Below are 19,243 nucleotides of genomic sequence, written 5' to 3'. Positions count from 1 at the left end.
TTTCAGGCTGAACAGACAAGGATCGCACGTGTCAAAATCCCTCGACAGTTTCAATTGCCGCCGCACGCTGACCGCAAGCGGCACCGAGTATGTCTATTTCGACCTCATCGAGGCCGAGAAGAACGGCCTGACCGGCATCGCCCAGCTGCCCTATTCGATGAAGGTGCTGCTGGAGAACCTGCTGCGCAACGAGGACGGCCGCTCCGTCACCAAGGAATCGATCCAGGCGGTGGCCGGCTGGCTGACCGACAAGGGCACCGCCGGCGTCGAGATCGCGTATCGCCCGGCCCGCGTACTGATGCAGGATTTCACCGGCGTTCCGGCCGTGGTCGACCTTGCCGCCATGCGCGACGCCATGGCCTCGCTCGGTGGCGATCCGCAGAAGATCAACCCGCTGGTGCCGGTCGACCTCGTCATCGACCATTCCGTCATCGTCGATGAATTCGGCACGCCGATGGCCTTCGCCCGCAATGTCGAGCTCGAATATGAGCGCAATGAGGAACGCTACAAATTCCTGAAATGGGGCCAGCAGGCGTTCCGCAATTTCCGCGTCGTGCCGCCCGGCACCGGCATCTGCCACCAGGTCAACCTCGAATATCTCGGCCAGGTGGTGTGGACCAACACAGAGGACGGCGAAACCACCGCCTATCCCGACACCTGCGTCGGCACCGATTCGCACACCACCATGATCAACGGCCTTGGCGTGCTCGGCTGGGGCGTCGGCGGCATCGAGGCCGAGGCGGCCATGCTCGGCCAGCCCGTCTCCATGCTTTTGCCGGAAGTCATAGGCTTCCGCCTGACCGGCAAGCTCAAGGAAGGCGTCACCGCCACCGACCTCGTGCTCACCGTCACCCAGATGCTGCGCAAGAAGGGCGTCGTCGGCAAGTTCGTCGAGTTCTTCGGGCCGGGTCTCTCCAACATGACGCTGGCCGACCGCGCCACCATCGGCAACATGGCGCCCGAATATGGCGCCACCTGCGGCTTCTTCCCGGTCGACAACGAAACCATCCGCTACCTCACAATGTCCGGTCGCAGCGAGGACCGCATCGCACTGGTCGAGGCCTATGCCAAGGCGCAAGGCCTGTGGCGCGACACCGGCTCGGCCGACCCTGTCTTCACCGACCTGCTCGAGCTGGAACTTGGCTCCGTCGTGCCGTCGATGGCCGGCCCCAAGCGGCCCGAAGGCCGCGTTGCGCTCGAAGGCATTCCGGAAGGCTTCGCCAAGGCGATGGAGACCGAATACAAGAAGGCCGCCGAGATCCACAAGCGCTACCCCGTCGAAGGCACCGACCATGATCTCGGTCATGGCGATGTCGTCATTGCCGCCATCACCTCCTGCACCAACACCTCGAACCCGAGCGTGCTGATCGGCGCCGGCCTCCTGGCCCGCAACGCCAACCGCCTCGGTTTGAAGCAGAAGCCATGGGTGAAGACCTCGCTGGCACCGGGCAGCCAGGTGGTGGCCGAATATCTCGAAAAATCCGGCCTGCAGAAGGAACTCGACCAGATCGGCTTCAACCTGGTCGGCTTCGGCTGCACCACCTGCATCGGCAATTCCGGCCCGCTGCCGGCGCCGATCTCCAAGACCATCAACGACAAGGGCCTGATCGCTGCCGCGGTGCTCTCCGGCAACCGCAACTTCGAAGGCCGCGTCTCGCCCGACGTGCAGGCGAACTATCTGGCCTCGCCGCCGCTGGTCGTTGCGCATGCGCTGGCCGGCACCGTCACCAAGGACCTCACGACAGAGCCGCTCGGCGAGGACAAGAACGGCAATCCGGTCTACCTCAAGGATATCTGGCCAAGCTCGGCCGAGATCCAGGAGTTCATCGAGAAGAACGTCACCCGCGAGCTGTTCGCCCGCAAATATGCCGACGTCTTCAAGGGTGACGAACACTGGCAGAAGGTCCAGGCACCGGAAGGCCAGACCTATGCCTGGGACGACAATTCGACCTATGTGCAGAACCCGCCCTATTTCGCCGGCATGACCGCTGGTTTCGGCAAGATCGGCGATATCAAGGGCGCCCGCGTGCTTGGCCTGTTCGGCGACAAGATCACCACCGACCACATCTCGCCGGCGGGATCGATCAAGGCGGCCTCACCGGCCGGAAAATACCTCACCGACCACGGCGTCGGCGTCGCCGACTTCAACCAGTACGGCACGCGGCGCGGCAATCACGAGGTCATGATGCGCGGCACCTTCGCCAACATCCGCATCCGCAACCACATGCTGGGCGAGAACGGCCGCGAGGGTGGCTACACCATCCACTACCCGTCGAAGGAAGAGGAATCGATCTACGACGCCGCGATGGAATACAAGAAGGAAGGCGTGCCGCTGGTCATCTTCGCCGGTGTCGAATACGGCAACGGCTCGTCGCGCGACTGGGCGGCCAAGGGAACCAACCTGCTTGGAGTCCGCGCGGTCATCGCCCAGTCCTTCGAGCGCATCCACCGCTCGAACCTGGTCGGCATGGGCGTCATCCCCTTCGTCTTCGAGGACGGCACCTCCTGGGCCTCGCTCAATCTCAAGGGCGACGAGCTGGTCGAGATCGACGGACTGAGCACCATCAAGCCGCGCCAGACGATGATCGCCAAGGTCACCTATGGCGACGGCACGGTGAAGAACGTGCCGATCATCTGCCGCATCGATACGCTGGACGAGCTCGACTACTTCAAGAACGGCGGCATCCTGCAATACGTGCTGCGCGATCTGGCTGCGTAGTAAGGGAATAAGGCAGTAAGGGAGTAGGGAATAGAGCACCCTACTGCCCTACTGCCCTACTGCCCTACTGCCCTGTCTTCGGCGCTCCATACCGCGCCGCTGCCGCCAGAAGCACGCCGAGCATCAGGCCGTTGAAGATGTGCCAGAGGAAGTGCGTGCCGAGCGGAAAGCTGCCGCAGACCAGCGGATCGATCATCCGGCAGATGACGGAGACGACGAAGATCGCCGATCCCGCCAGATTGTACCAGCCGGCGCGATTGCCGCTGGCCGCCACCAGCGCGCCGAAGAAGGCAAGCGCCAGGAACGGCGGCAGATAACCCGTCGTGCCGTTCGACGCCTGGCGCAGCCAGTCCGGCACGGCCAGGGTTATCGCTCCGGCAATCACATAGAAGGCAAGGAAGACGGCGATGGACTTGCCCCATGGCATGCCGAGAAAGCGGCGCAGGTTGAACAGCGTGTAGGCCAGCGTGAAGCCGGCGATCGGCAGCACGTCGGCCCAGACCGTGCCCTTGGTGGCAAACGTGTGGAAGAGCGTCGAGCCGACGCCGATCGCCACCACCCACCAGGCCAGCACTTCGGCGAAGGTGCCGGTGCCCAGCCTTCGCACCTCGCGCACGCCCCACAGGCCGGCGGCGATGAAGGCGAGGTTCGTCAGGGCGTTGACCGGCTCGGACCAGAATTCCGGCCCGGTCCGCTCGCAATAGAGGTCGACCGGCGCCAAAAGAGTTTGCCACATCGTGATTGCTGCCCGAATCGGTTTCTATCCTGAAGCGCAAGCCTTCTCCTAGAGCAATTCCAGGAAAAGCGCATAGCGCTTTCCCTTGGCAATTGCGTCAAGCCAACGAGATAGAGCGTTTCGGTGAAATGGTGAACCGCCCTATCGCGCCGTTGCTGTCGGCTGCACTGGCAAAATTTCACCGCAACGTGACTTCCCGTTGACTTCCGCTTCTGCCACATATTTTAGCAATCAAGATAAAGCCGGCACCACCGGCGGGAATCGGAATGGCCATGGCCTCGCGTAAATCATTGTGGCTAGCAGCCTGTGCGCTGGCCTTCTCGGCGTCTGCCGGCGCCGCCGGCGAGTCCGACAAGCCCCAGCTCGAAAGACCATTGGGCGTGGTCGAGCTGTTCACCAGCCAGGGCTGCAATTCCTGTCCGCCGGCCGATGCGTTGTTCGCCGAACTTGTCGCCAAGGAAGACATCGTCGCGCTCGCCTACCATGTCGACTACTGGGACTATCTCGGCTGGCAGGACACGCTGAGCCGCAAGGAGAACACCGAGCGGCAATATGACTATATGCGCGCCTTCGGCAGCCGCTCCGTCTATACGCCGCAGGCCGTCATCAACGGCCGCGTCCACGTCAACGGCGCCAGCCGCGGCGAGGTCGATGGCGCGCTCGCCCGCATGGCCAAGAATGGCGAAGGCATGCGCGTCGCCATCAAGGTCAGCCGCACCAGCGACCGGGTGATGATCGACGCCGGCGATGCCGGTAGCGGTCCCAGTGACGCCCATGTCGTCATCGTCTATTTCGACCCACCGCAGACGGTCAAGATCGGTGAGGGCGAGAATACCGGCCGCAAGATGACCTACTGGAATGCGGTCACCGGCATCCAGACCGCCGGCATGTGGCACGGCAAGGCGCAGCGCTACGAACTGCCGATGAGCGAGATTGCCAAGAAGGGCGGCTGCGCCGTGCTGCTGCAGTCGGTCGGCAAGGACGGCATGCCAGGTCCCATTCTGGGCGCCGCGTTCATTCACAAGCCGTAACGGGCGTCAGCGTCCCCCCATCTTCGCTAGGACCGCGGATGGGAGAGGCCCCTCATCCGGCCGCTTCGCGGCCACCTTCTCCCCGAGGGGAGAAGAGGTAAGGCGCCGCCGCGATCTCCTCTCCCCTCGGGGAGAGGTCGGATTGTCCCGAATTGCCCCTTCGCAATTCGGTTGGCAATCCGGGTGAGGGGGACGCGACGCTCGCTAAAAAACCGCACTCGACTCACCAGACATGAAAAAACCGACGTCAGCTTGCTTCTGACGTCGGTCATTTAGGTTTTGGGATCGTCGCACCCGGTTCTTCCAAGGAAGAGCCGAGGTTGGTTCGATCCGACGCAGACCCGTGGGCGGGGGGCTTGGGGTTTACGAGCCGGTGCCGGACCGAACCGTCTCAGGCAACGCCGGTAAATTCGTCGGACATTGGGGCATGAGCGCGGATAAAAAAAGGCAGAAATGTGGCGAAGCATCACCAATTCCAACACGGCGTTTCATAAAAGTGACTGGACGTGGCGGAAACAGCGCGGCGCCGCCGTGCTTCGCCGGGTCTTGCAATTCAGCCGCGAACACGCCAACTTTGGTTGGCAAAGATTCATTTTGAAGGATCGAGGCATGACCGATGACAGCGGCGGGATGGGGGATGGGGACGCATCCGCAATATTGATCCCGCTGCACGAGGCGCGACGCGAGCGCCTTGATCAGCCGGTGCGATTCGACCGGCGCGAGCTGGATCAGATCCTCAGGCTCTACGGACGCATGGTCGCCGCCAATGAATGGCGCGACTACGCCATCGATCATCTCACGGACCGCGCTGTGTTTTCCGTGTTCCGCCGGGCCAGCGAAGTGCCGCTGTTCCAGATCGTCAAGGATCCGAAACTGGCCCGCAAGCAGGGCGCCTTTGCCGTCATTGCCGCCGGCGGCCGCATCTTGAAGCGCGGCCAGGAACTTGGCCGCGTGCTTGGGATCTTCGACAGCAAGTTGAAGCTGGTCGAGGCCTGAGCGGGAAAATTGGAATTGGGGAATTGAAGAAATGGAGAGTTGAGGAATTGAAGAGTTGAAGAAAACGGCTCCGCGCCTAGTGTAGCCGTCAGTTCTTCAATTCCTCATTTCCCCAATTCCTCTTAGGTCCCGCGAAATCTCCGCTCCGGCAGAGAGGCCGGATCGGGCGGCGCCGATGCCCCGCCATTCAGCGACAGCTGCATGAACACCGTGTCCAGCCAGCGCCCGTGCTTGTAGCCGGAGCCTTCCAGGCGGCCTGAATGGCGAAAGCCGAGCTTTTCGTGCAATCGCACCGAGGCGCTATCGGGACGGCCATCGCCGATCACCGCGATGACCTGGCGGAAACCCGCGGCCCGCAACGCCTCGATCAGCTGCTGCATCAGCAACAAGCCAACGCCCTGGCCCTTGGCCAAGGGCGCGACATAGACCGAATCCTCGACGATGAAGCGGTAGGCCGGGCGCGGCCGGAAGGCACCGGCATAGGCGTAGCCGAGGACGGCGCCATCCTTCTGCGCCACCAGATAAGGAAATCCGCCGGCCATCAAACTGTCGAAACGGACGCCCATCTCCGCGCGGCTGGGCGGGTCCAGTTCGTAGCTCGCCGTGCCTTGGACCACCGCGTCGGCATAGATGTCCGTGATCCGGTCGAGGTCGGCCGCTGTCGCGGGTCGAATTGTAAGATTGCTCATAATTTATGCATGCCATTTCCTTGCATGCAATAACAGCAAAGCCCGGCACAAAAGGAAAGGGCGGCCGTTGGGCCGCCCTTTCGGAAGTTGATGGTCCAATGCCGCCTTAGCGACGGTCGCCCATGAACTGCAGCAGGAACATGAACAGGTTGATGAAGTCGAGATAGAGCCTCAGGGCACCCATGATCGCCTTGCGGCCGGCGACATCCGAAGCGTCGCCATCGAAATACATCTCCTTGATCTTCTGCGTGTCATAGGCGGTAAGGCCGGCGAAGACCAGCACACCGATCGCCGAGACTGCGAAAGACAGCGCCGACGACTGCAGGAAGATGTTGATCACCGACGCGATGATGATGCCGAACACGCCCATGATCAGGAACGAACCCATCGCCGTCAGGTCGCGCTTGGTTGTGTAACCGAACAGCGACAGCGCGCCGAAAGCGGCAGCGGTGGCAAAGAAGGTCTGCGAGATGCTTGCCGTGGTGTAGACCAGGAAGATCGACGACAGCGACAGGCCGACGAGACCGGCGTAGACCCAGAACGTGGTCTGCGCGGCAGCGACGCTCATCGACTGAATCCTGAACGACAGGAAGAACACGGCGGCCAGCGGCGCCAGCATCACCACCCAGCGCAGCGGCGAGCCGAAGATCGCGTAGCCGAAGGAGGTCAGCATCTCGCCGCTTGGCAGCGTCGCGACAGCCGAAGCCGGATCGGTGGTGGTGGCCAGCATGATCGTGCCGACAGCGGCAAGACCGGTGATGAGGAGGCCAAGCCCCATCAGATTGTAAACCTTGATCATGTAGGCGCGCAGGCCCTGATCGATGTCAGCACCGACGCTGACGCCGGGCACGGCGCGCGTCTGGTAGTTGCGAATGGGATCAGCCATTGTAGTCCTCTATTGCTTCTGCCCCGTCCGGTGTCAGGTCTTTCCGGACCCAGGCGCCGCTGGCAGGGCTCCAGCATGCCTGTGGCGAAATATGATGGTTATTCGCGTCAAGAACAAGACCGTAACCGGATGTAACGGTTCGTGAGACAACGAAGTGCCGATTCCTCGGCTTTCCCGACGGCATTCTTACCAAGATTTAATCCGAGCCAAGATCCGGGACGACCGTTGCGGACCTGAGATTACAGGTTGCGCAGCACGGGTGCCGCCTTCTGGCCGAGCACCCGCCAGGTGCCGGCGAGACCAATGCCGACCGTGATCACCAGTGAGAACAGAATGGTCGCCACCGCCACCTCGGGCATGAAATGCGACGGCAATGTCATGATGCGCGCGACGACGAACCAGGCAGCGGCACTGCCTGCCGCCAGCGCGAAGATCGCGGTGGCGAGCCCGATCAGCATGTATTCGAGCGAGAAGGCCGCGATCAGCGTCCTGCGCGTCGCGCCAAGCGTCTTCAGCACCACCGCATCATGGATCCGTGCCCGGTTGCCGGCGGCAAGCGCGCCGGCCAGCACCAGCACAGAAGCGATCAGCGCCACGCCGGCCGCCCCCCGGATCGCCGTGCCGAGCTGCCCGACCAGCCGGTTGACCACATCGAGCGCATCCTTGACCCGGACCGACGTCACCGCCGGGAAGGCACGGGTGACGGCGTTGAGGATGCGGGCATCGTCCGCCGTCGAGGCATTCTTTTCGGTCAGCGTCGCCATCCAGCCATGCGGGGCGCCTGCGAATGTGTTGGGCGAGAACACCATGACGAAATTGATGCCCATCGTCTCCCATTCGACCTGACGGAAATTGGCGATCCTGGCCGTGACATTGCGGCCGAGCACATTGACGGTGATGGTGTCGCCGAGCTTCAGCCCGATCTCCTTGCCTTCTTGCGCCGAAAACGAGACCAGCGGCTCGCCGCTATATTTCTCCGGCCACCAGTTGCCCTCGGTCAGCGTCGCGTTCTCCGGCTGCCTGGCGTCATAGGTCAGGCCGCGATCGCCCTTCAGCACCCAGGCGCCTTCCGCCGGCACCTTCACCTTGTCGACATCGACCCCGTTCAGCGCCATCACCCGGCCGCGCAGCATCGGCACCTTGACCAGCGCTCCCTGCGGTGCCTCCTTGCCGATCAGCGCCGAGAAGGGAGCGACATCGCTGCTCTGGATGTCGACGAAGAAGAAGTTCGGCGCCCGCTCCGGCAGGCTGCCGGAGATCTGGCGTCGCAGATTGCCGTCGATCAGCGCCAGCGTCACCAGCAGCGTCAGCCCGAGCCCCAGCGACAACACCACCGATGGCGTCAGCGCGCCTGGCCGATGGATGTTGCCGACAGCGAGCCGCAGCGCCACGAAGCGCACACGCGGGCTCTTCCTGGCCACCCATTGCACCAGCGCGCCGACCAGGCGCAGCACCAGGAAGGCGAAGATGGTGGCGCCGACGAAGATCGAGGCGATGCGCTGGTCGCCCGAGAACAGAATGGCCAGCGCCGCCAGCAGGAGCGCGATGCCGACAGCCGCCGCGACATAGACGGGACGCGGGAAGCCGCGGCCTTCCAGCCCCATCTCGCGAAACAGCGCGGTGGCCGGTACGTCACGGGCGCGGCCGAGCGGCAGCAGCGCGAAGGCCAGCGTCACCAGCAGGCCGAACAGCGCCGCCATGCCGAGCGCGCCGGGATAGAAACCGCCTGCCGCCGGCACCGGAATAACGGACTGAAGTGCGGCACTCGCAGCGAACGGCATCAGCGCGCCCATCACCAGGCCAAGCACGATGCCGAGGGCGGCAATGATCAGGATCTGTACGAGATAGACGGCAAAGACGAAGCCGCCCGAAGCGCCCAGGCTCTTGAAGGTGGCGATGACGCCGCGCTTGCCGTCGAGATAGGCGCGCACCGCATTGGCGACGCCGACGCCGCCGACCACCAGCGCCGTCAGCCCGACCAGGGTCAGGAACTGCGAGAAGCGTTCGATGTTGGACGACAGCGCCGGAGCCGCATTGCTGCGCGTGCGGATCGACCAGCCGGCCTCGGGAAAATCCTTGGCCGCCTGATCCTGGATGGCCTTGAGCCGCGCCTCGTCGGCGTCTGCCGGCAGCCGGATCTTGTAGGCATTTTCGACCAGGCTGCCCGGCTGGACCAGCCCGGTGGCCGCCAACCCTTCGGTCGAGATCATCAGCCTTGGCGCGAAGCCGAAACCGTCGGACACGGCGTCCGGTTCGGTCATCAGCCTGGCGCGCAGTTCGAAGGTGGCGGTGCCGAGCTTCAGCCGGTCGCCGAGCTTGAGATGCAGCCGCTCGAACAGCAGATCGGGCGCTGCCGCACCGAAGACGCCGAACTCTTCGCCAAACAGTTCCTGCTTCGACAGTGCCGGCTCGGTCTCCAGCGCGCCATAGAGCGGATAGACATGGTCGACCGCCTTGGCCTCGACCAGCGCCTGGTCGGTTCCGTCGGCGAGACGCGCCATCGAACGCATGCTGGCGGTTCTGGAAATCTCGCCCAGCCCATCAAAGAAACCCCTTTCGGCCTGGCTGGCGTCACGCTGGTTGATCTGGAAGCGAAGATCGCCGCCAAGCAGCGTCTGGCCCTGATTGGCGACACCGGCGGTGATCGAACGCGCCACCGAGTTGACGCCGCCGATGGCCGCGACGCCGAGCGCGATGCAGGCGAGGAAGATGAGGAAGCCGGACAAGCCGCCGCGCATCTCGCGCAGCGAAAAGCGGACCGCAAGCTTCAGCGTCTGCGACAATGGCATCAGGCCGTCACCTTGACGGGCGCCGGCGCTTCGATCCGTCCCGACCGCATCGAAACCTGGCGCGAACAGCGTGCCGCAAGGGCCGGATCATGGGTGACCAGCACCAGCGTCATGCCGCGCTCGGCCGCCTTGGCAAACAAAAGGTCGGCGACCTGCCGCCCGGTCGCCTGGTCGAGATTGCCGGTCGGCTCGTCGGCGATCAGAATGCGCGGCGACGGCGCCAGCGCCCGGGCGATCGCCACGCGCTGCTGTTCGCCGCCCGACAATTCGCCGGGATAGTGGGTGACGCGGTCGCTGAGGCCAACCGCCGCCAGCTCGCGCGCCGCCACCGAAAACGGATCTGCGTGGCCGGCCAGCTCCAGCGGCACCGCGACATTTTCGAGCGCCGTCATGTTGGGGATGAGATGAAAGGACTGGAACACGATGCCAATGTTTCGGCCCCGAAACGAGGCAATCTGGTCTTCGCTTTTGCCGTTTAGCAGCTCGCCGGCGATTCGGACCGTACCCGAATCGACCCTTTCCAGCCCTGCCAGGACCATAAGCAATGTCGACTTGCCGGAGCCCGAGGGCCCGACGATGCCGGTCGCCTCGCCAGCCGCCACATCGAGGCTGACGCTCTTCAGCACATGGACGGAGGAAGCTCCTTCGCCGAGGGTCAGGGATACGTCTTTCAGCGCAATGACGGCTTCTGTCAAAATGAAAGCGTCCTATATGAAGGATGAGGGCTCTGCTTGCCGGATGCCGTCGGATGAATTCCTCGGGGTATATGGGGCCTGCCGCATGTCTTTCAAACGCCTGATTGCCGCAGGCTTCATGGTTTTCCTCGCCACTTGCGGCGCCATGTCGTCGGCGGGTGCCGAGCCGTTCAAGATCGTCGGCTTCGGCGACAGCCTGACGGCGGGCTATGGCCTTGGGCCGGACCAGGGCTTTACCGACAGGTTGCAGGCCGCCCTTCGCGCCAAAGGCCATGATGTGACGGTCGCCAATGCCGGTGTTTCCGGCGACACGACGAGCGGCGGTCTGGCGCGGCTCGACTGGTCGGTGCCGGACGGCACGCAACTGGTCATCCTCGAGCTCGGCGCCAACGACATGCTGCGCGGCGTCTCGCCCGACATCACCAAAAAGAACCTCGACGAGATGCTGGGCAGACTGAAGGAGCGCAAGATTGCCGTGCTTTTGGCCGGCATGCGCGCCGCGCCCAATCTCGGCGCCGACTACCAGGGCGCCTTCGACGCCATCTTTCCGGACCTGGCCGGCAAATATGGCGTTGCGCTCTACCCGTTCTTTCTCGACGGCGTCGCCGGCCAGCCCGGCATGCAGCTCGAGGACGGCCTGCATCCGAGCCCGCAGGGCGTCGACCAGATGGTCGAACGCATCCTGCCCACCGTCGAGAAGGCCATCGCGGCGGTGCCGGGCGGTTCTTAAGGCGGGACTGGAGCTGTTTCCGTTGGGGAAGCTTTTTAACAAGGACTGTGACCAACAAACCTCTTGCCCCGTTTGATTATCGATGATTCGCTATGGGTACAGTTCGATTCGAGGAAGGGAGGCTCTTCATGCCGCGTCTTTTCACCGCCCTCGAAATACCGCGTGACGCCGCCCTTTCGCTGTCCCTGCTGCGGGGCGGCCTGCCAGGCGCCCGCTGGATCGACGTCGAAAACTATCATCTGACGCTGCGTTTCATCGGCGACGTCCCGGGCCATGTCGCCGACGAGATCGCCAACGCACTCGACCGGGTCCATCGCCCCTCCTTCTCGCTGGCGCTGTCCGGCGTCGGTGCTTTCGGCCAGAAGAAGCCGCACGCCGTATGGGCAGGCGCTTCCGCCTCATCAGATCTTGCCGCCCTTCAGGGCGAGATCGACCGCATCTGCCAGCGGCTCGGCATCCCCGCCGACCCGCGCAAGTTCATGCCGCATGTCACACTTGCAAGGCTACGCAATTCGACCCCGCTGGACGTCGCCCAATATCTGTCGGCACGTGGCAATTTCTCGACGCTGCCGTTTCGCATCGGCCGTTTCGTGTTGATGTCGTCGCGCGATTCGGTCGGCGGCGGCCCCTACATCGTCGAGGAAGCCTGGCCGCTGTCGGGCACGGACGCCCGTGCCTCCAGCCTTGTCGCCAGCGCCTCCGACGCCTCGCGGATCATGCGGTAGACCGAAGCGAAGGCTTCCGCTCCGTCATAATAGGGGTCCGGCACGTCATCTGCCTTGCCGTGCGCGAATTCCAGGAACAGGTGCACCCGGTCACGCATGGCTGCTGGCGCCAGCGCTTTCAGGTCGGCGACATTCGACCGGTCCATGCCGAGGATCAGGTCAAAACGGGAGAAATCCTGCGGCGTGACCTTGCGCGCCTTCTGCCCGGAAATGTCGACGCCGTGGCGCACCGCCACCGCGATCGAGCGCGGATCGGGGGCGGAGCCGACCTCCCAGCCACTGGTTGCCGCAGAATCGAGCAGGATATTCCGGCCCGTCCCGCGCTCCGCCAGGACGGCCCGAAGGACGCCTTCCGCCAATGGCGACCGGCAGATGTTGCCGAGGCAGACGAAGAGAATGGAATTTATGCGCTTCGCGCTCATCGATCCGGATTTGTTTTTGTGCATGTCGTTATCCCAAAACCGCAACGCACTTTTGGGCGACATGCACTATGGTGAGAGTCATTTTGGAAATAGCACGGGAAGCTGACATGACGAGAGAGAAACTGGGCAAGGACGCAATCGCCGCAGCACTGGTCGGGCTCGAAGGCTGGGCACCGGCGGCCGACGGCGCGTCCATCAAGCGCACATTCACCTTCGCGAATTTCCCCGAGGCTTTCGCCTTCATGACTCGCGTCGCGCTTGCCGCCGAGAAGATGGACCACCATCCCGACTGGTCGAATGTCTACAAGACCGTCGACGTGACGCTGAACACCCACGATGCCGGCGGCGTCACCGCGCTCGATATCGATCTGGCGAAGAAGATGAACCGCTTTGCCGGCGGCTGACGCCGGTACCGACCAGGCATCGCCCCGGGTGTTGCGACGTCCACGATAGGGCAGCAGACCCAAATCGGCGCCGGCATCTTGTAGCCGGGGTCCGGTTTCACCACATTTTCGCTCGCGGGCATGCGCCGGGATGCGCATGGGCCCTGCAAGGAGAAACTGATGGCGCAACAATCCGGTTTTGATTTCTTCGGCTTTGGCGGCAAGCTCGGCGACGAGAACGAAGTGCGCGAGAAATTCTGGCGCACGGCAAAGAAGGCCGCGCGGCAGATCCCCTTCATGGAAGAGGTCGTGGCCGCCTATTACTGCGCCATGGACAAGAAAACGCCGATACGCGCCAAGGGCATCCTGCTGGCCGCGCTCGGCTATTTCGTGCTGCCGGTGGATGTCATCCCCGACTTCGTCTTCGGACTTGGCTTCACCGACGATATCGCCGTGCTCACCGCCGCGATCACCGCCGTCAGCGCCCACATCACCCCGGCGCACCGGCAGGCCGCCAAGGACGCCATCGCCGACAAGGGCTGAACACGCCCGCGAACGCCGTTGAAGCCGGCTTTCGGCGGCAGCGCAAAAAGTCAAACTCTTGCCGCTTTCGTGGCCTCCAAGTCGCCAAAGGGACGTCGCGCCACCCGCTGAGAGGGCGGCGGCGCGGGAATGGCGGCGGTTTCCTCGGGTGAGGGTCCTTTTCTCAAAGGAAATTCACCGTTTGGTAACCCAGATTAAATCAAAATGAAGCGACGGGCAGGACGCCAAGCCGGCCTGCCTTCGCACCAGTTGGAATACGGGAAAAGCGATGCGCGGATTGATTGCACTAGTTTCGAGCCTGGTCCTGGTGGCCGTGGCGGCGCCGGCACTGGCGCAGTCGGCGACCAAGATCGGCCAGCACAATGCCTGGGGCACCTACAGCTACCAGGCATCGGGCGGCAAGGTCTGCTATGTCCTGACCGTGCCGACCGACAAGCAGCCGCCGACGCTCGATCATGGCGACATGTTCTTCTTCGTCAGCCAGCGGCCCGGCCAACAAGTGTCCTACGAGCCGCAATTCATCGCCGGCTACAATTTCCAGGAAGGCTCCAAGGCCACCGTCACCATCGACAAGAAGACCTTCTCGATGTTCACGCGCGGCAAGTCGGCCTGGGTCGAGAATGCCGCCGAGGAGCCGGTGCTGATCGCCGCCATGAAGACCGGCACCGACATGAAGGTGACGGCGAAGTCCGGCCGCGGCAACCCGACCAGCTATGTGTTCTCGCTGAAGGGCATTTCGGCGGCGCTGACATCGATCGCCAAGTGCAAATAGGCAAAGCTTCGTTTTGAGGAACTGGCCGGGCCACAAAGCCCGGCCTTTGCTTTTCAGCCTTGGCTCGATCTGCGAGCATGAAAACTCAGCCAAGCGGCAATCAGGGCGGAAGCATGGCTTCGGCGAAAGGTCGACCCCCACTCCGTCGAGCTTCGCTCGACACCTCTCCCCCGATCGACGGGGGAGAGGAAAGGCGCGAGTTCACCGACCTTGGCTCCCTTCCTCTCCCTCCGGAGGGGGGAGAGGTGGCGCTGCGAAGCAGCGACGGAGTGGGGGAAGCCGCTCGTCAATCGCGCCGCCGCCGCAGGACAGGCACAAACCTGCAGAGGGGGAGAAATGCCCGGCAGGGCGATGAGGGGCGGCGCCGACGTTCCACGGCGATCGTAGATCGTAAAGTCGCCCCCGCATGACTCTGCCCTCAACCTGTGCTATGCGCCGCGCTTCCTTTCCGGCACGATGCGTGAAATCGGCCGCAAACCGCTTATATCAGTGCAACCATGACCCTTTCATTCGATCTTACCATTGACGGCGCCCGTGATGCGTTGCGCGCCCGCGCGGCACAGGCCGAAAAGCCGTCGCTGATCGGCCTGACGCGGGTCGAACTCGCCGAGGCTCTGGTTGCATCAGGCACCGTGCCCGAGCGCCAGGCCAAGATGCGTGCCCAGCAACTCTGGCACTGGATGTATGTGCGCGGCGTCTCCGACTTCGCCGGCATGTTCAACATCTCCAAGGATCTGCGCGCCGAACTCGACAAGCATTTCACCGTTGCCAGGCCCGAAATCGTCGAGGAGCAGATCTCCTCCGACGGCACGCGCAAATGGCTGTTCCGCTTTCCGCCGCGCGGCGCCGGCCGGCCGGTGGAGATCGAGACCGTCTATATTCCCGAGGAAGGCCGCGGCACGCTGTGCATCTCCTCGCAGGTTGGCTGCACCCTGACCTGCTCGTTCTGCCACACCGGCACGCAGAAGCTGGTCCGCAACCTGACGGCCGAGGAGATCCTTGCCCAGCTGCTCACCGCCCGCGACCGGCTCGGCGATTTCCCCGACCGCGACACGCCGGACGGCGCCATCGTGCCGGCCGAGGGCCGCAAAGTGTCCAACATCGTCATGATGGGCATGGGCGAGCCGCTCTACAATTTCGAGGCGGTGAAGAAGGCGCTGCTGATAGCCTCCGACGGCGATGGTCTTTCCTTGTCGAAGAGGCGCATCACGCTGTCGACCTCCGGTGTCGTGCCGGAAATCTTCCGCACCGGCGAGGAGATCGGCGTCATGCTGGCGATCTCGCTGCACGCCACCAATGATGATCTGCGCGACCTTCTGGTGCCGATCAACAAGAAGTATCCGCTGAAAGAGCTGATCGCCGCCTGCCGTGCCTATCCCGGCCTGTCGAACGCCAAGCGCATCACCTTCGAATATGTGATGCTGAAGGACGTCAACGATTCCATCGAGGACGCCAAGGGCCTGATCAAGCTGCTCAAGGGCATTCCGGCCAAGATCAATTTGATCCCGTTCAACCCATGGCCGGGCACCAACTACCAGTGCTCGGACTGGGAGACGATCGAGAAATTCGCCGACTACATCAACAATGCCGGCTATGCCTCGCCGATCCGCACGCCGCGCGGCCGCGACATCCTCGCCGCCTGCGGCCAGCTCAAGTCGGATTCCGAGCGCATGCGCAAGGTCGACCGGCTGGCCCTGGAGGCCATGATGATCGCGGGGCACGGCGAGGCGTGAGCCGCCGCGTCGCCTGGCTGAAGCGCCTCGCCGTGATGGCCGTCGGTTATATCGCCGGTGTGCTGACCTCGATCCTGGTCCCTGTGCTGCTGATCGCGCTTCTGGAAGGCATCGAGGACGGGAACTGGTCCATCATCTTCGCCTTCGACTGGTTGGGCTCCTTCCCGCTCGCCGTGTTGACCGTGATGATCGGCGCGCTGTTGATCGTCGGCCCCGCGCTCCTTGTCGCTGAATGGTTTTCGCTTCGGGGATGGTTCTACTTTGCCGCCACGGGTGCGATCACCTCGACGGCGTTTGGCGTGTCCCTCCCGCGCTCCGCCGGCAGCTTTGTTTTCAATCCGGGCTATCTCGGTTTTCTGGCCACGGCCGGCATTGCCGCCGGTTCGGTCTACTGGCTTCTGGCCGGACGCAAATCTGGCATGCGCCGGGATTTGGGCCGAGATCTGGGATGACCCGTCTCGTCGGCTACCTAGTCCGTTTCACCGTCATCCTGTTCGGCTATGCCGTCGCCTCATTGGCAGCGAGCGCCTTCCTCAATGTCCTGTTCCTGGCATCGCTGGGCTACGCGCCGGAGCAGGCGCACCCGACGGCGACGGCTTCGCTCTATTTCTCAATTCCCTTCGTCGCCCTGTTCGTCGCCTATTTCGCCCTGGTGCCGGCCTCTGTTGTCATCCTGGTTGCCGAAATCCTCGGCCGGCGCGACTGGCTGTTCTATGCGCTGGCGGGCGCGGTGGTCGCGGCCGTCTTCCTCGGCCTTGTCGACCACAACGGTGACACCACCTTCGCGGTCAGGGACACCAGCGCCATCATGGCGGTGATCGGCAGCGGCATGGTCGGCGGCATCTTCTACTGGCTCAGCGCCGGGCGCTGGGCCGGAAGCTGGTGGCAGGGCGAGCCAGGATCCGAAGAGGATGGTCGAACAGGATGACGGCCCCTACTTCGCATGCGCCGTCAGGATCTTGAGCGCGAAGGCCGAGAACACGCCGGCAAAGAGATAGTCGACCACCCGCGTCACGCGCGGGCTGGCCTTCATTGCCGCCGAGAACTTTTCCGCCGCCAGCACCATCGGCACGGTCACCGGGATCGACAGCACGATGAACATGAGCCCAAGGAAAAACAGCTTTCCCGGAGCGCTCGGATCATGCGCGGACACGAACTGCGGCAGGAAGGTCATGAAGAACAGGATAATCTTCGGGTTGAGCAGATTGACGCCGAGGCCCGCCGCCCAGCTGCGCAACAGCGAAATCTCAGGTCCCGTTTTCTTCTCCGGCGAAAAGGCTGAGCCCCTGGTGATCGCCTGCCAGGCCAGGAAGACGAGATAACCGGCGCCAAAAATCTTCAGCACGAAGAAGGCCATCGGCGAAGCGACGATCAGCGCCGAGACACCGACCACCACCAGCGTGGTGTGGATCAGCGTGCCGCACAGCGCGCCGGCCATCGAGGCAAAGCCGGTGGCGCGGCCCTGGCTCAGCGTGCGCGAGACGAACAAGGTCATGTCCGGCCCCGGCGTGATCGCCAGGATCACGGTGGCGATGGCGAACTGGATCAGCGTGGTGGTGTCTGGAATGAACGACATGGGCGGTTCCTGGTCGGGAGAGCCGGACCTTTCTGCCATTCTTGTCGTTCGTCAAGGCCCCGCGAAACTTCTTCCCGCCCGAACGAAGGCAATTCTATTCAAGAGGAAACGGCCCTCTAAGCTTGTCTTTCGACCACCGTTCTATATAATTTAGTTTGGAAATCGGGTTTCGGGGGAAATTCCATGAAGAACAGGCAGAAGAGGTTGCTTATTTCTGCCGCCTGGATCTTGCTGCTCTTTCTAATCCTGTTTCCGAATGCATCCTATTCCGATCCGGATATCAATTATCACCCGATATGCGGCGCGGTGGATAAAGCCGGTTGCGTCCCCTTTGCGGCCTATGTGCAGCACAGGGACAAATGCGATGGCCCTGAGAGGGATCGATGTTTTGGCGTCGGCAATGACGGCTGGGACACTCTTCGCATGGATGCCTGGCGAAACAACAGCAGCCTTGTGCCGCAGTCATTCGAATACGCAACGCTCGAGTATCGCTCCAACGGCCCGCAAGCCGGCAAGCTTTTCGATCCCAGACAATTGGATGCGATTGTCGGGCGACTTGATGAACTGGTGGCACGGCACAAGCCGATCATGCTGGTCATCTTCGCGCATGGCTGGCACCACAACGCATTCGAGAACCACGCCCCAGGCAAACCTGACAGCATCGAGGCAACAGGGGATCGGCCCTACAACCAGAATCTGAACCTGCTGGCTTTCAAGCACATTCTGGCGAAAACCAAATACGAGCTTGGCGTGCAGGGCGAAGGCAAGCGGACAGTTTTCGGAATCTATATCGGTTGGAATGGCGGCTCGGCGAACAATTACCTGAACCCCGCCAGTATCGCCCGCGCCGCCGACAGGATCGGCAAATCGGAAGAGTTCGCAATCGACATGCACCGCATCAAAATGGCGGTCGATCCAACACATGGCGTCATCACCCCTGTGCTGGTGATCGGCCATTCGTTTGGAGGCCGGCTGTTGTCGCGCTACATGCTGAAACAGGTTGCGGGAGCAAAGGGCCTGGTTCAGCCTTTCGGCCCCAGGAGCCTGGTTGCGACAATCAATGCGGCGATTGGCGCCGATGCCTTTGATGACCTCATGCGAGCTGGATACCCTGACGATTCCCGGTTGCCCTATTGGATCAACGTCACATCGGCGGACGACTGGGCCACGGGTGGCCTGCTTCCCGTCGCCGCATCGCTTGGCCGGGCGGTTGGACTTGGGATTGGCATTACCGACAAGGTCCTCTCGGCAAGTGCCTACAGATCGATAGGCCACTACGGCCGGTACCTGACGCACGTCCTTGAGATGCCGTATGTGCCAGCCAGCAAGAAATGCACCGATGCTGGCGGCTGTTTCGAATTTCAGGGCTGCTTCATCCCGAACACCGATAAGAAATGGCAGGGATTTTTCAACACGGCTGATGAAATTCCCCGGCAGACGCAATGGTATCGGATCGATACCGGCAAAAAGGAAAAGCTGTCCCGGCTATTCTATCTCAACCGAGACACCCAATGCGATTCCCGGTTCTATTTCGTTGACCTGAAGTCCGTTGCGCCGAAGCTGCACTATCCCGGCGTGCCGACATGGATGTGGAACATCCGCGCCGACAAGGTGGGCATCGACGCCTCCAACGCGACCAATGATTGCCTGCCAAAAAATGCTGATCGGGACGGATGCGACAAGAAGACCAGCGTGGCCGTTCACAACGCATTCGTGCAGACACGCTTCGTGCGCATGTTCCTCGAGCTTGTGCTGGCCAAATCGGGGACATAACGATTTGCGCTGACTCGTTGCCGGCAACCCCATCGCGCGGAACCG

The 19,243-nt window shown here is 63.0% G+C and carries 20 protein-coding genes; 13 read left to right on the top strand and 7 right to left on the bottom strand.

Going from position 1 to position 19,243, the window contains the following annotated elements; genetic code table 11:
* Positions 1 to 28 precede the first annotated feature (28 nt).
* Positions 29 to 2,719, top strand: coding sequence for an aconitate hydratase AcnA (gene acnA / locus ACZ89F_RS33150; protein ID WP_476096444.1), 2,691 nt, complete (start codon positions 29 to 31; stop codon positions 2,717 to 2,719).
* A gap of 64 nt (positions 2,720 to 2,783) precedes the next feature.
* Here acnA and ACZ89F_RS33145 read toward each other — a convergent pair whose 3' ends face one another.
* Positions 2,784 to 3,455 (bottom strand): ceramidase domain-containing protein, encoded by a 672-nt coding sequence (locus tag ACZ89F_RS33145; RefSeq protein ID WP_476096442.1) that lies wholly within the window; start codon positions 3,453 to 3,455, stop codon positions 2,784 to 2,786.
* Positions 3,456 to 3,460: 5 nt separating this feature from the next.
* Here ACZ89F_RS33145 and ACZ89F_RS33140 point away from each other — a divergent pair, with 5 nt between their 5' ends.
* The 3 genes from ACZ89F_RS33140 to ACZ89F_RS33130 all read left to right on the top strand — a co-directional run bounded on the left by ACZ89F_RS33140 (position 3,461) and on the right by ACZ89F_RS33130 (position 5,482).
* On the top strand, positions 3,461 to 3,658 hold the full coding sequence (locus ACZ89F_RS33140; RefSeq protein WP_476096441.1) for a hypothetical protein: 198 nt from the start codon (positions 3,461 to 3,463) through the stop codon (positions 3,656 to 3,658).
* 63 nt (positions 3,659 to 3,721) lie between these two features.
* Positions 3,722 to 4,486 (top strand): DUF1223 domain-containing protein, encoded by a 765-nt coding sequence (locus ACZ89F_RS33135; protein ID WP_476096440.1) that lies wholly within the window; start codon positions 3,722 to 3,724, stop codon positions 4,484 to 4,486.
* Positions 4,487 to 5,095: 609 nt separating this feature from the next.
* Entirely contained in the window at positions 5,096 to 5,482 is a 387-nt protein-coding gene (locus ACZ89F_RS33130) for a DUF2794 domain-containing protein (RefSeq protein WP_476096439.1), read from the top strand.
* A 122-nt stretch (positions 5,483 to 5,604) separates the two neighbouring features.
* Here ACZ89F_RS33130 and ACZ89F_RS33125 read toward each other — a convergent pair whose 3' ends face one another.
* The 4 genes from ACZ89F_RS33125 to ACZ89F_RS33110 form a co-directional block, all read right to left on the bottom strand.
* Positions 5,605 to 6,171, bottom strand: coding sequence for an N-acetyltransferase family protein (locus tag ACZ89F_RS33125; RefSeq protein ID WP_476096437.1), 567 nt, complete (start codon positions 6,169 to 6,171; stop codon positions 5,605 to 5,607).
* Between the two features lie 106 nt (positions 6,172 to 6,277).
* Positions 6,278 to 7,057 carry a Bax inhibitor-1/YccA family protein gene (locus tag ACZ89F_RS33120; RefSeq protein WP_476096435.1) on the bottom strand — a complete coding sequence of 260 codons (780 nt, stop codon included), beginning with the start codon at positions 7,055 to 7,057 and terminating at the stop codon, positions 6,278 to 6,280.
* A 239-nt stretch (positions 7,058 to 7,296) separates the two neighbouring features.
* On the bottom strand, positions 7,297 to 9,846 hold the full coding sequence (locus tag ACZ89F_RS33115; protein WP_476096433.1) for an ABC transporter permease: 2,550 nt from the start codon (positions 9,844 to 9,846) through the stop codon (positions 7,297 to 7,299).
* Positions 9,846 to 10,541 carry an ABC transporter ATP-binding protein gene (locus ACZ89F_RS33110; RefSeq protein WP_476096431.1) on the bottom strand — a complete coding sequence of 232 codons (696 nt, stop codon included), beginning with the start codon at positions 10,539 to 10,541 and terminating at the stop codon, positions 9,846 to 9,848. The genes ACZ89F_RS33115 and ACZ89F_RS33110 overlap by 1 nt, the downstream gene beginning before the upstream one ends.
* A gap of 85 nt (positions 10,542 to 10,626) precedes the next feature.
* On the opposite strand from ACZ89F_RS33110, the gene ACZ89F_RS33105 reads away from it, so the two are divergent.
* Both ACZ89F_RS33105 and thpR read left to right on the top strand, forming a co-directional pair.
* Positions 10,627 to 11,271, top strand: a complete 645-nt coding sequence (locus tag ACZ89F_RS33105) for an arylesterase (RefSeq protein ID WP_476096430.1) — start codon at positions 10,627 to 10,629, stop codon at positions 11,269 to 11,271.
* 128 nt (positions 11,272 to 11,399) lie between these two features.
* The gene (thpR, locus tag ACZ89F_RS33100; RefSeq protein ID WP_476096428.1) at positions 11,400 to 11,996 is read left to right on the top strand and encodes an RNA 2',3'-cyclic phosphodiesterase; all 597 of its coding nucleotides are present in this window, start codon (positions 11,400 to 11,402) and stop codon (positions 11,994 to 11,996) included.
* On the opposite strand, the gene ACZ89F_RS33095 is transcribed toward thpR, so the two are convergent.
* Positions 11,900 to 12,418, bottom strand: coding sequence for a low molecular weight protein-tyrosine-phosphatase (locus tag ACZ89F_RS33095; RefSeq protein WP_476097447.1), 519 nt, complete (start codon positions 12,416 to 12,418; stop codon positions 11,900 to 11,902). The two genes, thpR and ACZ89F_RS33095, sit on opposite strands and share 97 nt — an antisense overlap.
* A 107-nt stretch (positions 12,419 to 12,525) precedes the next feature.
* On the opposite strand from ACZ89F_RS33095, the gene ACZ89F_RS33090 reads away from it, so the two are divergent.
* The 6 genes from ACZ89F_RS33090 to ACZ89F_RS33065 all read left to right on the top strand — a co-directional run bounded on the left by ACZ89F_RS33090 (position 12,526) and on the right by ACZ89F_RS33065 (position 16,777).
* Complete coding sequence (locus ACZ89F_RS33090) at positions 12,526 to 12,822, top strand: 4a-hydroxytetrahydrobiopterin dehydratase (protein ID WP_476096426.1); 297 nt, start codon at positions 12,526 to 12,528, stop codon at positions 12,820 to 12,822.
* Positions 12,823 to 12,981: 159 nt separating this feature from the next.
* Positions 12,982 to 13,344 (top strand): YkvA family protein, encoded by a 363-nt coding sequence (locus ACZ89F_RS33085; protein ID WP_476096424.1) that lies wholly within the window; start codon positions 12,982 to 12,984, stop codon positions 13,342 to 13,344.
* Positions 13,345 to 13,612: 268 nt separating this feature from the next.
* A complete protein-coding gene (locus tag ACZ89F_RS33080) occupies positions 13,613 to 14,116 on the top strand; it encodes an invasion associated locus B family protein (RefSeq protein ID WP_056585679.1) in 504 nt (167 codons plus the stop codon).
* A 497-nt stretch (positions 14,117 to 14,613) separates the two neighbouring features.
* Complete coding sequence (rlmN, locus tag ACZ89F_RS33075; RefSeq protein WP_476096422.1) at positions 14,614 to 15,849, top strand: dual-specificity RNA methyltransferase RlmN; 1,236 nt, start codon at positions 14,614 to 14,616, stop codon at positions 15,847 to 15,849.
* Positions 15,846 to 16,301 carry a hypothetical protein gene (locus tag ACZ89F_RS33070; protein WP_476096421.1) on the top strand — a complete coding sequence of 152 codons (456 nt, stop codon included), beginning with the start codon at positions 15,846 to 15,848 and terminating at the stop codon, positions 16,299 to 16,301. Before rlmN ends, ACZ89F_RS33070 begins: the two co-directional genes overlap by 4 nt.
* Positions 16,298 to 16,777 (top strand): hypothetical protein, encoded by a 480-nt coding sequence (locus ACZ89F_RS33065; protein WP_476096419.1) that lies wholly within the window; start codon positions 16,298 to 16,300, stop codon positions 16,775 to 16,777. Before ACZ89F_RS33070 ends, ACZ89F_RS33065 begins: the two co-directional genes overlap by 4 nt.
* A 6-nt stretch (positions 16,778 to 16,783) precedes the next feature.
* Here ACZ89F_RS33065 and ACZ89F_RS33060 read toward each other — a convergent pair whose 3' ends face one another.
* Complete coding sequence (locus ACZ89F_RS33060; RefSeq protein WP_476096417.1) at positions 16,784 to 17,425, bottom strand: LysE family translocator; 642 nt, start codon at positions 17,423 to 17,425, stop codon at positions 16,784 to 16,786.
* A gap of 183 nt (positions 17,426 to 17,608) precedes the next feature.
* On the opposite strand from ACZ89F_RS33060, the gene ACZ89F_RS33055 reads away from it, so the two are divergent.
* Positions 17,609 to 19,198, top strand: a complete 1,590-nt coding sequence (locus tag ACZ89F_RS33055; RefSeq protein ID WP_476096415.1) for a hypothetical protein — start codon at positions 17,609 to 17,611, stop codon at positions 19,196 to 19,198.
* Positions 19,199 to 19,243: the final 45 nt, after the last annotated feature.

It is taken from the genome of Mesorhizobium sp. USDA 3734, assembly GCF_056279665.1.
The sequence above is the reverse complement of the archived record's forward strand: the minus strand, read 5'-3'. Positions and strand labels throughout refer to the sequence as shown.